The organism is Aurantimonas sp. A3-2-R12, assembly GCF_036016755.1.
Taxonomy (GTDB): domain Bacteria; phylum Pseudomonadota; class Alphaproteobacteria; order Rhizobiales; family Rhizobiaceae; genus Aurantimonas; species Aurantimonas coralicida_A.
Window position 1 is genome coordinate 1 of record NZ_JAYXIH010000032.1, and the last position, 12,588, is coordinate 12,588.

Below are 12,588 nucleotides of genomic sequence, written 5' to 3' on the forward strand. Positions count from 1 at the left end.
CGGCGCATTCACACCCGCTACGATCGTTGCGCCCACACCTTCTTCTCGGCCATCTGCATCGCAGCCGCCGTCATCTTCTGGCTCTGATCAATGAGTCCTGAGCCTAGGCGCCGGGCGATAGAGCCGACGCGGGTAGAAAACTCTTGACGAGTCTCGCCACGTCCAGTTCCGACGACCGCGTCTTGGTCACCGTCGCCCTGACGCGCGCATGCACATCGCGGCTGATCTCCGCCGCCGAGAAGACGATCACCGCAGTCTGTTCGGGTAGATCCGGCAGCAGATCGAGCCCCGATCCGTCGGGCAGCGCGACATCGAGGATGACGACGTCGAACTGGCTGTGGGCAAGAATCTGCCGAGCCTCGGTCAAGGAGCGCGCTGACGCGATCGAGACATCCGCCCCCAATCCCACCGACATGATGTGGAGAACGCTTTCGTCATCCTCTACATGCAAGATTCGCGGCCGGAGATCGCCGGTCTCCTGCTGAAGCTCGAGATCCCTCGACGGGGCAACGAATTCCGCCAGATCGACGTAGAACGCGGTCCCCGCGTCCAACTGTGTGTCAAAGCCAATCGTGCCATCGAGCTTTTCCACAATGGCCTTGGCGATGCTGAGGCCGAGGCCGGTGCCACCTTTCTCCCGTGTATCGGAGGCATCCGCCTGTTCGAACTTGCCGAAAATCCGCTCCCGAAACGCGTCCTCGATGCCCGGTCCCGTGTCGATCACCGAAAGGCGCAGCCGGCCGCCCTCGCGTCGCCCGATCTTCACCGTGACCGTTGCTCCGACCGCAGAAAATTTGATCGCGTTCGACAGAAGGTTGGCAAGCACCTGATGCAGGCGGTTGGGGTCGATGTTCGCCTGCGCGCGCGGAGCGTCGTCGATCAGTACGGTCTGGATCTGTCGCTCGGGGAGATAGTTGGCACTGGCGCTGATGGCGCCCTCGATCAAGTCACGAAGGGGCGTGGGCCTCAGATCGAACTGCATCTTCCCCGATTCGATCTTCTCCATGTCGAGAATGTCGTTGATCAGCAGCACCAAACGTTCGCTGTTATCGTGCGCGATCTCGACCAGGCGGGCGGCCTTGGCCGGCAGTTCCCCCGCCATGCCGGCGGCGACGAGGCCAAGCGAGCCGCGGATCGAGGTCAAAGGCGTGCGCAACTCGTGGCTGACGGTCGCGATGAATTCGGCCTTGACCTGAGCCGCGCGCTTCATCTCGGTGATGTCGCGATTGTAGGTGATGATTCCGACGACGCGGCCTTGTTCATTCCTGAGAGGGACCTTGAGCGTCGAAAGCCAGCCGGTCGTTCCGTTCGGCAATAGCGTCTCCTGGTCGACGCGCTCGGGTTTGCCGCGCTTCAACATGGCGGCTTCGTCCTGCCGGAATTTTTCCGCCAGGTCGGCTGGATAGAAGTCGAAGTCGGATTTGCCGATCAGGCCTTCCGCGGTGTCCGCCCGCATCAGCGTCGCCGTGGCCGGGTTGGCGACGACGAACCGGCCCTCCATATCCTTCACGTTGAGGCAGTCGGGCAGTTCACGCACCATCGCCCGGTAGATCAGGTTGGAGGTCAACAGGTCGCGCCGCCGCGCCTGCCATTGCAACACGACGGTCATCAGTACCGTACTGACGAAGGTGAGCGCGACGAGCGGAAATCCGGTGCTTGCGAGAAGCGCCATGCGCATGTCCGCCGGGACGGCGACATAGGCGAGCAGTCGGGAAAACGCGACCACGAGCGCGAAGATCAGGATAAGGCTGGTCGTCTTGGGCCGAGACCGCGTCCACCAGAAACCGGCAAGCCCGACAAGGCAAGCGATCAGCAGATCAAGAACGCCCGCTGGCACGCCCGCGCCGCCAAGATGCAGACGGTAGATCAGGGTTGCCGTCCCGGCGACGGCCACTGCCGGCAGACCGCCGAAGAAGGCCGCGGCGGCCACCAACGGTGCGCGCAGGTCGATGACAAACCCCGGGAACAGCGGTTGCGCCGTCGCCATCGACACGATGGCGCCGCCGCCCATGATGAGCCCCAGGAGCAGGGGCTGGAGCCGCACCGACAGCCGCCCCGTCCACTCGCTGATGAAGTCCCACAGTACGACCAGGATCGCAACGAGCGCGAGGTTCGCAAAAAGGGATTGCCAAAGCGATGCCATGCCTTTTGCTAGCAGGTTACGATTAAACGGACATTACCGGCGCCACAGGCACAGTCAGTTTCCGAAAGTTCTATAATTTCCGAAATAAACTCCGGTCGCCATTCGTCAGTAAATCATCGTATTACAAGAAAGGCATATCGGACGATATCCACGGACTTGCCGCGTGGCGGCGCGGCATTTCGAGACGAGTGCCAACGCCGGACATCGGGGGGCTTACCTGGAAGGCGGGGGAGGGGCGTGTGGGGGTCCGCCGCACAATCACCCAATCGCCCATCGTGGTCATGGCCGTACGCCGGCCTCCGCGGTGCGGCACATCGGAACTGACTAACGTCACTGGCTATATTTCTATTATCTTATAATATATCATCTTAGATTATAGACTATATATTAGATAAATACGATATTAATATATATATCCTATAAATTTGCATTATTTATATTTGTAAATTGGTATATTACCATGAGTAAAATATACATGTTCCGAAATTGCTGTAATCGCCAGCTAGACGTCATCAAACGGTCATAGATGAGTGTGTGTTGCGAAGGCCGACCCGGCATCGGCCTGGCGAGGCACCGCAATCAACCTGGAGATTAAGACCATGCGCAAGTTTCTCGCTACTGCGGCGCTCGCCGCCGTTCTTGCTCTGCCGGCAGTTGCCGGCTTCGCGCAGGACGGCCAGAAGGCCGGCGGCGACGATATGGGCAAGATGATGCAGGGCCAAGCTGACATGCAGGAGCAGACGATGTCCATGCAAGAGGGCGTTGCCCCAACGCAAAGCTCGCAAGGCTACATGGATGCCATGCAGCGTATGCAGGAGCAGATGGGAGCCATCCAGATGTCCGGGGATGCCGATACCGATTTTGCGAAGATGATGATCCCCCACCATCAAAGCGCGATCGAGATGGCGAAGGTCGAGCTGGAGAACGGCAAGGACGAGGAATTGAAGGCGCTAGCTCAGAAGATGATCGATGATCAAGAGAAGGAAATCGAGCAGCTACAGACTTGGCTGGAAAAGAACGAGAAGAAATAACGCCGGACTCGTTAGGGCAGCTGGGCGAAAGCCCGGCTGCCAGTTGATCATATGGCTACACCCCGCTCTGCCAGACTTTCACTGCCTCGATGGGCCAGAGCAGCATCAGGACGTTGAGCGTGAGATTGTCCCGGATCATCCATCCGGTGAACAGCTCGAAGGTGACGGCGATCAGGACCGTCAGCCAGACCGGCAGCCGGCCGGCCAGCCAGAAGCCGAGCACCATGAAGCCGAGATCGTTGACCGAATTGACGATGCTGTCGCCGAAATAGTCGAGCGAGATCGTCGCCTCGCGGTAGTGCTGGATCACCCTGTCGGTGTTCTCGGCGATCTCCCAGGCGCTTTCGACGATGAGTGCCAGGACGAGCCGGGCGCCGAGCGACCAGCGCCGCAAAACCAGCCATCCAAGCCCGAAAAAGATGAAGCCGTGGATGACGTGCGAGGGCGAATACCAGTCCGACAGATGCTGGGAGTTTTCCGAGCTTTGCACCACGCCGTGCCAGAGCTTGACCGTGCCGCAGGTGCAGATCGGTTCGCGGCCCATGGCGTAGAGGACAAGCGCCGCCAGCGCGACGATGACGAGCCCGATCAGGGCGTGCCACCGGGAATATCCGGCGGTCGAGACGGTCGTTTGCGGCATGGCCTATCCTCGACACGAAGAGGCCGGCGCGTCCCGCCGGCCTCATGTCCTATATCGTCGCAGGCTTGCGCCTACTGTTCCTCGGTGATCCGCCCGTCGGTGGCGGGATCATAGGCGGCGTTGTCCCGGCCAAGATACTGCGCCACCACCTCGTCGAGCGCCGGGCCGAAATCATAGGCCTCCATCCCCTTGTCGGCGAAGATCTTGTAGCCGTCGCCGCCGCCGCGCATGAAGTCGTTGGAGACGAAGAGATAGGTCTTCTCCGGGTCGAGCGGCACGAAGCCATCACCCTCCTTGACCGCGACCGACGTCACCCGGTCCTCGCCCGGCGTGCCGGCTTTCGACCAGGTGAACTTCAGACCAGCCACCTGTGGGAACCGGCCGCCGCCTTCCTCGACCTCGGAGACACCGTTCTCCAGTGCCGCCTTGAGGTCGGCGCCGGTCAGCTTGAAGGTCGCCAGCGTGTTCTGGAACGGTAAGACGGTCAGCACTTCGCCCATGGTGATCTCACCGGAATCGATCGAGGCGCGCAGGCCGCCGCCATTGGTGATGGCGATCTGGGTGCCCTGGTCCCTGACCCGGTCGAGCATCGCCTCGGCGACAAGGTTGCCCATCTGGCATTCGCCCGCCCGGCAGGTGTCGCGACCGCCGTCGATCGGGCGGGCCGTGCGGGCGACGACCTTCTGGCGGATTTCCTCCAGCGGTTTGGCCAATTCCGCGATCCGGTCCTTCAGCGCGCTGTCCTCGACCACCGCGCCATCCATGATGATCGGTTCGCCCGAAGCCGCAGTGACGACACCGGAATCGTCAAAGGTGACCTCAAGTTGGCCGAGATATTTGCCATAGGCATAGGCCTGGACGATGGCCACATCGCCCTCGGGCCCCTTGATCATGGTCGGGTAGGGGCCCTTGGCCTTCTTGTCGGTGTTCGACAACAGCGTGTTGGTGTGGCCGCCGACGATGACGTCGATGCCGGGTACTTCGGCCGCGACGCGCTGGTCGACCGCGTAGCCGGAATGGCTGAGCACGACGATCTTGGTGACGCCCTCGCCGGTCAATTTTTCGACCTCGCGTTTCAAGGCCGCCACCGGATCGGCGAAACTGACGTTCGGGCCGGGGCTCGACAATTCGGCCGTGTCGGCCGGCGTGATGCCGATCAGGCCGATCCTTTCGCCGTCCTTCTCGATCACCGTCGAGGATTTCAGCGCGTCGGCGAGTTCCGGCTCCTTGGAAATATCCGCATTGGCGAGCAGGATCGGGAAGTCGATCGCCTCCATGAAGGCGCGCAGCACCTTTGGCCCGTCGTCGAACTCGTGATTGCCGACCGTCATCGCCTCGTAGCCGAGCGTGTTCATCAGCTCGGCCGCCGCCTTGCCCTTGTATTTGGTATAGAACAGCGAGCCTTGGAACTGGTCGCCGCCGTCGACGAGAATCGAATTCGCCGCCGCTTCCCGCGCGGCCTTGATGCCGGTCGCGAGCCGCGCCGAGCCACCGAAACAGGCGTTCTCGGCGGCGTCCTTCTCGCCGCAGCCCGAATCGTATTTGTTGATCGGCTCGATGCGGCTGTGAAAATCATTGGTGTGCAGGATCGTCAGTCTGTACTCGGCGAGCGCGGCGCCGCCACTCGCGGCGGTCAGCGCCAGTGCGGCGGCGGAAGCGAAAAGCAGTCGCATGTCAGATCCTTCCCATCATGGCGGGGCGCCAGGGTCGGCGGCGATGCCATCTCCCGGCGGGCGTTGGTCGCGTGACAGCTCGATCATAAGCGCGGCTGGCGACGCTTTGCTAGTGTCTTTCCCCGCGTCGCCGGCGCCACTCCGGACGTCAGTCACCGATCGTTGATTGACGGATCAATCAATCGATCTATGCTGCCGGCCATGAACCAATGGACCCGCATCCGGCCCGCCGCGACAGGCCTCGAGGCCGCCCGCCGCGAGGCGCTGATCACCGCAGCCATTGCTGCCATCGAGGAAGCCGGCTCGATGGAGGCCACCACCATGGCGCAGATCGCCGCCCGCGCCTCGGTGTCGCCGGCGCTGGTGCATCATTATTTCGGCGCCAAGGACGATTTGATGATCGCCGCGATGCGCCATCTGCTGTTCGGCTTTCGCGATGGCCTCACCCGCCGGCTCACTGCTGCCGGCACACCCCGCGAGCGGGTCAGCGCCGTCATCGAAGGCTGCTTCGATCCCAGCCAGTTTTCCCGCGAGGCCATCGCCGCCTGGCTGGTCTTCTACCTCTACGCCCGCCGCTCGTCCGAGGCGGCGCGGCTATTGCGGCTGTATTTCCGCCGGCTGGAGACCAATCTGATCTCCGGCCTCGCACCGCTCCTCGGCGCCGATGCGGCCATCCCGGTCGCCGCGGCGACCGGCGCGATGATCGACGGCGTCTGGCTGCGCCAGGCGCTGACCCCGCTCACCGCCCCCGACGGACCTGCGGCCGTCCGGATGGTTGAACGCTACATCGACGCGGAGATCGGCACATGAAAGTCATCGAGGAAGCCGACTACGTCGTTGTCGGCTCGGGTTCGGCCGGCTCGGCGCTGGCCTACCGGCTGTCGGAAAGCGGAAAATACGACGTGGTCGTCGTCGAGGCCGGCGGCACTGATGCCGGCCCGTTCATCCAGATGCCGGGCGCGCTGTCCTTTCCGATGAACATGGCCCGCTACGACTGGGGTTACCGCTCCGAGCCCGAGCCGGCGCTCGCCGGTCGGCGCCTCGCCACCCCGCGCGGCCGGGTCATTGGCGGCTCCTCCTCGATCAACGGCATGGTGTTCGTGCGCGGCCACGCCCATGATTTCGACCATTGGGCCGAGATCGGCGCATCCGGCTGGGCCTATGCCGACGTGCTTCCCTATTTCAAGCGCATGGAGTGCTTCGAGGGGGGCGCCGGCCCCGGAACGGGCCAAGCGACGACGGCAAATGGCGGTGATCCGGCCTGGCGCGGCGGTTCCGGCCCGCTCAACGTCAAGCGTGGCGCCATGGAAAACCCGCTCTATGGCGCCTTCGTCGAGGCCGGGCGGCAAGCCGGCTATCCGGTCACCGACGACTACAACGGCGAATACCCCGAGGGCTTCGGCCCGATGCAGCAGACGATCTGGCGCGGCCGACGCTGGTCGGCGGCCAACGCCTATCTGAGACCGGCCATGGCGCGGGGCAATTGCCGGCTGCTCCAGGCCAATGTCATGCGCGTCGCCTTCGAAGGCAATCGCGCCACTGGCGTCGAGGTGAAGCGATCCGGCCGCACCACCGGCCTCGTCAAGGCGCGGCGCGAGGTGGTGCTTGCCGCCGGCGCCATCAACTCGCCGCTGATCCTCATGCATTCGGGCATCGGCGATCCGGCCGAGCTGTCCCGCGTCGGCATCGACACGCGGCTTGCCCGCCCGGGCGTCGGGCAAAACCTGCAGGATCATCTCGAACTCTACATCCAGCAGAGCTGCACCCAGCCGATCACCCTCAACGGCTATCTCGACCTGTTCTCCAAGGGCCGGGTCGGGCTGGAATGGATGATGCTGCACACCGGCTACGGCGCCACCAACCATTTCGAGGCGGCGGGCTTCATCCGTTCGCGCGCCGGCGTCGACTATCCCGATATCCAGTATCACTTCCTGCCCGGCGCGATCCGCTATGACGGCCAGGCCGCGGCCCCCGGCCACGGCTTCCAGGCCCATGTCGGGCCGATGCGCTCGAAATCGCGGGGCGATATCCGGCTGACCAGCGCCGATCCCGGAGCCAAGCCAGCGATCCGCTTCAACTACATGTCGCATGACGACGACTGGACCGAGTTCCGCCAGGCGATCCGGCTGACCCGTGAGTTGTTCGCGCAGACCGCTTTCGACGCCTATCGCGGGCCGGAGATCCAGCCGGGCGACGCGCTACAGAGCGATTCCGATCTCGACGGCTTCATCGCCCACCACGCCGAAAGCGCCTACCATCCCTGCGGCGCCGCGCGCCTTGGCGCTGATAGCGACACCAACGCCGTGGTCGATCCAGAATGCCGGGTGATCGGCATCGACAATCTGCGCCTCGCCGACAGCTCGATCTTCCCGCGCATCACCAACGGCAATCTCAATGGCCCGTCGGTCATGGTCGGCGAAAAGGCCGCCGACCATATCTTGGGCGAGGGGATGCTGGCGCCGGAGCCCGAACTGCGGCCGTGGATCAACCCGGACTGGCAGACCCGTCAGCGATAGGCCTCGCGCCGTCCCAGTGGCGGTGGGCCGTATTCGTTGGTCACCGTCTCGCTGGGCTGCGCGGCGAAATAGAGGAAGACCAGCCAGCCGACCAGCGGGATCAGGCCGACCAGCAGCCACCAGGCCGAGCGGCCTGTATCGTGCAGTCGCCGCGCCGCGACCGCCAGCGTCGGCAGGAAGACCGCCAGTGTGAACAGCGCATCCAAAGGGCGCGCGCCATGACCGCTCAGCGGGCTCAAGCCGAGGATCGGTCCGACGATCACGCTGTCGACGAGGCCGAGGACAAAACTGGCGATCACGGTGAACAGCACGAACCACCAGAATTCCGAACGCGGCGCGCGGCCCCGGAAAATGGCGTAGTTCGAAAACACCGAGCGGACGGCTTCTGTAAATCGCATGCTTGCCTCGACTGGATAGCGGACCGATGCCGCCAAAGTGATGCTCCGAACGATGCCGCAGGGCCGGTGGCGACGCCAGGGCCCTTCCGCGGCGTCCACGGCAGGCGTAAACTGCAACGCTCTGCCCGCTTGGGAGGTTGCGATGCCTGTTTCATCCGCAGATGCCGCGTCGGCCGGCTCCTGCGTGTCCCGCCGCCAGGTCCTCGGCCTTGCGGCCCTGTCCGGCCTCGCCGCGCTCGGTGGCTGCGCCACGGCAGGTTCGACGACCCCGCCGCCGGGCGTCGCAGCCGTTATTTCCGCGACGACGCTGCTGGCGTTCAGTCCGGCGGTTGTCCAGATCAAGGCCGGCGACACCGTCGAATGGCGCAACGCCTCGCCCTTCGGCCACACCGTGACCGCCGATCCGTCGCTGGCGAAGAATGCTGCCAATGTCCGGCTGCCGCTGGGCGCGGGGCCGTTCAATGGCCCACTGCCGGCCGGCGGGATCTATCGGCGGACATTCGCCCGGCCGGGCACCTACGACTATGTCTGCCTGCCGCACGAGGGCGCCGACATGAAGGGCCGGGTGGTGGTGACAGCGGGGTAGGGCGTTTGCTGCCTTCGGCTGCAGAAGCAGCGCAGGCGATGACTCCGCCTACGGATTTCCCACCTCGTCCGCCTTATCCGCGTCGCACCAGCGGACCACGATCGGCGCGGCAGGCTCGGCCCCGAGCGTCAGGCAGTCGCCAGCTGTGCCCTCAGGACTCCCCTCTGCGCACAGGGTCCAGCCCGCTCCGGTCGCGCCGGAGGCGGCGAGCACCAGCTCCGGGATGGCGGCGAGATGCGGCGTATAGACATAGGCGCCGTCCCTGAGCACCGCGTCCGGCGGCGGCTCCATGCCGGCGCCGGAGCCCTCGACGCGGCCCTCGACCACGGTCAGCCCGTCCGGCCCGGCGGTCCAGCGTTCCTGCCAGCTGGTCTTTTCCACCGAGTGGGTCCAGGCGAGGGTGAAGGCGGAGGCGGCGAGCACGATCGTCTTGCCGGCGGTGAGGACGCAGATCATTGCGCCAGTGTCGTCGTTTCGTCGGCGGCTTGGACAGAAGCGGGCCGCTCCACGAGACCGCCGGGTCCGCCGGTGCGGTTCACCGTTTCCGGCACGCCGTACTTGCGCACTTGCCACAGGTGCCAGCCGATCACCAGCGCGGCGAGGCCGAAGCCGATTTCGTCGGTCGCCGGCAGCGCCGCGATCAGCGTGAAGGCGGCGACGGCGGCCAGAATCCGCTCCCACCATTTGAGCGGCGCGACGAGGAAGCCGATCGCTGCCGCGCCCCACAGCCCGATGGCGAGGCACGCCTTGATGACGACGTAGATGACCGCCGGCCAGAAGCCGATCGCATCGGCGAGTGGTCCACCATCCTGCAGCATCAGCGCCGGCGTGTAGACCGCCATGAACGGAATGATGAAGCCGGCGAGCGCCACCTTCACCGCTTCCATCGAGATCTTCAGGCCCGGCGCCTTGGCGATCGGCGCCGCCGCGAAACAGGCGAGAGCCACCGGCGGGGTGAGGTCGGCGAGGATGCCGAAATAGAACACGAACATGTGGGAGACGATCAGCGGCACCCCCAGCGCCAGCAGGGCCGGACCGGCGATCGAGGAGGTGATGATGTAGTTGGGGATGGTCGGAATGCCCATGCCCAGAATCAGGCAGGTGATCATGGTCAGCACCAGCGACAGGAACAGCGAGGTATCGCCGACGGAGACGATGTATTGGCCGAAGGTGTTGGCGACGCCGGTCAGCGTCATCGTGCCGACGATGATGCCGACGATGGCGCAGGCAATGCCGACCGGCAGCGCCGTCTTGGCGCCTTCCGATAGCGCGTCGCGGGTCAAGATCAGCGTCTCGCGACCGCCCTTGAACAGCGCCGAGAGGGCGATGAGGATCGCCAGCGCGATCATCACCGGCATGATGCCATATTGAAAGAAGGCGGCGGCCGACAGGCCGAGGCCGATCCAGAACACATAGCGCAGCGCCTGCACAGAGATGCGCCCGGCGAGCGGCGCGCCGAGGATCAGAAGCGCCGTCAGGGCGAGGCCGATGGTGCCTGCGAACAGCGGCGTGTAGCCGTTGAACAACAGCCAGACCAGAACGATCAGCGGCAATAGCAGATACCAGCCGTTCCTGAGAGCCGCCAGCGGCGAGGGCAGTTCGGCGCGCGACAGGCCGAGCAGGCCGCGCTTGCCGGCTTCCAGATGCACCATCCAGAAAACCGAGCCGAAATACAGGATCGCCGGGACCACCGCCGCCTGCACGACGGCGGTGTAGGGAACGTCGATGGTCTCGGCCATGATGAAGGCGACGGCGCCCATCACCGGCGGCATGATCTGGCCGCCCATGGAAGCGGTCGATTCGACGCCGCCGGCGAAGGCGGCGCGGTAGCCGAAACGCTTCATCAGGGGAATGGTGAACTGCCCGGTGGTCACCACATTGGCGACGCCGGAGCCGGAGATCGTTCCCATCAGGCCGGAGGAGATGACCGCCACCTTGGCCGCGCCGCCCTTGGCGCTACCGACGAGGCCGAGCGAGATGTCGGTGAACAGCTTGATCATCCCGGCGCGTTCGAGAAACGAGCCGAACAGGATGAACAGGAAGATGTAGGTGGACGAGACGTAGGTCGGGATGCCGTAGATGCCCTCGGTGCCGAAGGCCATGTGGTCGATTACCTGCGAAAAATCGTAGCCGCGGGTGACAAAGGGCGAGGGCAGATACTCGCCGAACAGCGTGTAGGCGAGGAACGTCCCGGCGATGATCGGCAGCGCCGGCCCCATGATCCGCCAGGTGGCGACGAACAGGATCGCCAGCGCGGCGACGCCGACGGCGGTGTCCATCGGCAGCGGCATGCCGGCTCGAAAGATCAGCGCCTCGTATTCCCACCATTGGTAGAAGGCGACCCCCATGCCGGCGACGCCGAGCGCCCAGAACAGTGCGCGCGAAGCCGGGTTTTCGCGCTTGATCGCGGCGATCAGCGGCAGGCCGAGCAGGCAGAGGAAACCGACATGGACGGCCCGCACGATCTGGCTCGGCAGATCGAGAAGATGCGAAGCCGTCGCAAGCTGGAAGATCGAGAAGAAAAACGCGATCCAGAACAACAGCCGGCCTTCGAGGCTGGCCGGAAACCCGGATGACAGCGGGTCGTGCAACTCCGCCCGTTCGTCGTCGGTCGGATTCAGTTTCTCCGCAAGCCCCTGATTCATGATGCGGTTCCTCCCGAATGCCCGTCGCGGCGGGACCTTAGCCGCGCGGAGGAGGGGGTGCAAACGGCCAGGCGCCGGGCTGCCGGAGGCTCGCAGGGCCGCAGTGACCGGGAATCACTTTGCCGCCCTATTGCGTCGGTAATTCGCTAGCCGGGCACACGTCCGAATCACCAAGGAGGCCTTCAATGAAGACCAGAGCGGCAATGATGAAAACCACAACGATCCTGTTTCTTGGCGCGGCTCTTGCCGCCACACCGGTTGCGATCGACTGGACCCATTTGTCCGTCGGGTCGGCGGATGTGCTGGCCCAAGGCAAAGGCGGCGGTAATGGTGGTGGAAACGGGGGCGGCAACGGCGGTGGTAACAGCGGCGGCAATGGTGGCGGCAACAGCGGCGGCGGGAATGGAAACGGCAATGGCGGGCGAAGCGCCAGTGGCGGGAACGCTCACGGCAAAAGCGGCGAGAATCGCAACTCCGCTGCCTCGCTCGGCCGGTTGAATGCCTCCCACGCATCCGCGACCGCGATGGAAAATGCCTCCTCGCGCTCGGTGGTTGGCCAACTCGGCGCATACAAGGACGCCGTGGCCGACGACGACATGGAAAAGGCCGCGGAGTTCCTGGCCACGGCGGCGAATCATACGGTGACCGAGGAGACCGTCCGCGCCGTCAATACCAAGCTCGGCATCGAACTCGACGACCCCAAGGAGGTGGCGAAGCTCGCCGAGATGGCGAGGCAGATGCAGTAAGCTTCGGCTATTGCCCGGTCCCAAGGTGGTGACAAGATCGCTTCTTGGGGCGGGGCGTCAACCTTCACCCACCTTGGCACGACCGAGCGGTCCTCTCGAAGGGCCGCTCGACGCTGTTCGCGGAGGCCGTTTGCCGTGGTAGGAGCGGGGCGGTTAAGGCCGCAACGGCAATCCGTTCGGCGGTCTCACGTGAATCACCGCGAAGGACCC

The 12,588-nt window shown here is 64.7% G+C and carries 11 protein-coding genes and 1 pseudogene; 6 read left to right on the forward strand and 6 right to left on the reverse strand.

The annotated features are described in order from the left end of the window. Nucleotides 1-87, forward strand: a pseudogene (locus VSX60_RS15765) (IS5/IS1182 family transposase); the annotation flags it as partial. A 16-nt stretch (nt 88-103) separates the two neighbouring features. On the opposite strand, the gene VSX60_RS15770 reads toward VSX60_RS15765, so the two are convergent. Further along, complete coding sequence (locus VSX60_RS15770) at nt 104-2,143, reverse strand: ATP-binding protein (RefSeq protein WP_327625213.1); 2,040 nt, start codon at nt 2,141-2,143, stop codon at nt 104-106. Between the two features lie 599 nt (nt 2,144-2,742). Here VSX60_RS15770 and copM point away from each other — a divergent pair. After that, nucleotides 2,743-3,174 carry a CopM family metallochaperone gene (gene copM, locus VSX60_RS15775; RefSeq protein WP_327625214.1) on the forward strand — a complete coding sequence of 144 codons (432 nt, stop codon included), beginning with the start codon at nt 2,743-2,745 and terminating at the stop codon, nt 3,172-3,174. 55 nt (nt 3,175-3,229) lie between these two features. Here the strand turns inward: copM and VSX60_RS15780 are convergent, their stop codons facing one another. Continuing rightward, a complete protein-coding gene (locus VSX60_RS15780; RefSeq protein ID WP_327625216.1) occupies nt 3,230-3,814 on the reverse strand; it encodes a DUF2585 domain-containing protein in 585 nt (194 codons plus the stop codon). A 71-nt stretch (nt 3,815-3,885) separates the two neighbouring features. Beyond that, nucleotides 3,886-5,487, reverse strand: a complete 1,602-nt coding sequence (locus tag VSX60_RS15785) for a bifunctional metallophosphatase/5'-nucleotidase (RefSeq protein WP_327625217.1) — start codon at nt 5,485-5,487, stop codon at nt 3,886-3,888. Between the two features lie 201 nt (nt 5,488-5,688). On the opposite strand from VSX60_RS15785, the gene betI reads away from it, so the two are divergent. Then, nucleotides 5,689-6,297 carry a transcriptional regulator BetI gene (gene betI, locus VSX60_RS15790; RefSeq protein WP_327625218.1) on the forward strand — a complete coding sequence of 203 codons (609 nt, stop codon included), beginning with the start codon at nt 5,689-5,691 and terminating at the stop codon, nt 6,295-6,297. Further along, nucleotides 6,294-8,003 carry a choline dehydrogenase gene (gene betA / locus VSX60_RS15795; protein ID WP_327625219.1) on the forward strand — a complete coding sequence of 570 codons (1,710 nt, stop codon included), beginning with the start codon at nt 6,294-6,296 and terminating at the stop codon, nt 8,001-8,003. The genes betI and betA overlap by 4 nt, the downstream gene beginning before the upstream one ends. On the opposite strand, the gene VSX60_RS15800 is transcribed toward betA, so the two are convergent. Further along, complete coding sequence (locus tag VSX60_RS15800; RefSeq protein ID WP_327625220.1) at nt 7,994-8,401, reverse strand: DUF805 domain-containing protein; 408 nt, start codon at nt 8,399-8,401, stop codon at nt 7,994-7,996. The genes betA and VSX60_RS15800 overlap by 10 nt on opposite strands. A gap of 142 nt (nt 8,402-8,543) precedes the next feature. Here VSX60_RS15800 and VSX60_RS15805 point away from each other — a divergent pair, with 142 nt between their 5' ends. Beyond that, a complete protein-coding gene (locus VSX60_RS15805) occupies nt 8,544-8,987 on the forward strand; it encodes a cupredoxin domain-containing protein (protein ID WP_327625221.1) in 444 nt (147 codons plus the stop codon). A gap of 48 nt (nt 8,988-9,035) precedes the next feature. Here the strand turns inward: VSX60_RS15805 and VSX60_RS15810 are convergent, their stop codons facing one another. Beyond that, on the reverse strand, nt 9,036-9,443 hold the full coding sequence (locus VSX60_RS15810) for a DUF1850 domain-containing protein (protein ID WP_327625222.1): 408 nt from the start codon (nt 9,441-9,443) through the stop codon (nt 9,036-9,038). Continuing rightward, on the reverse strand, nt 9,440-11,632 hold the full coding sequence (locus VSX60_RS15815; RefSeq protein WP_327625223.1) for a TRAP transporter permease: 2,193 nt from the start codon (nt 11,630-11,632) through the stop codon (nt 9,440-9,442). The genes VSX60_RS15810 and VSX60_RS15815 overlap by 4 nt, the downstream gene beginning before the upstream one ends. Before the next feature lie 185 nt (nt 11,633-11,817). On the opposite strand from VSX60_RS15815, the gene VSX60_RS15820 reads away from it, so the two are divergent. Further along, a complete protein-coding gene (locus VSX60_RS15820) occupies nt 11,818-12,378 on the forward strand; it encodes a hypothetical protein (RefSeq protein WP_327625225.1) in 561 nt (186 codons plus the stop codon). Nucleotides 12,379-12,588: the final 210 nt, after the last annotated feature.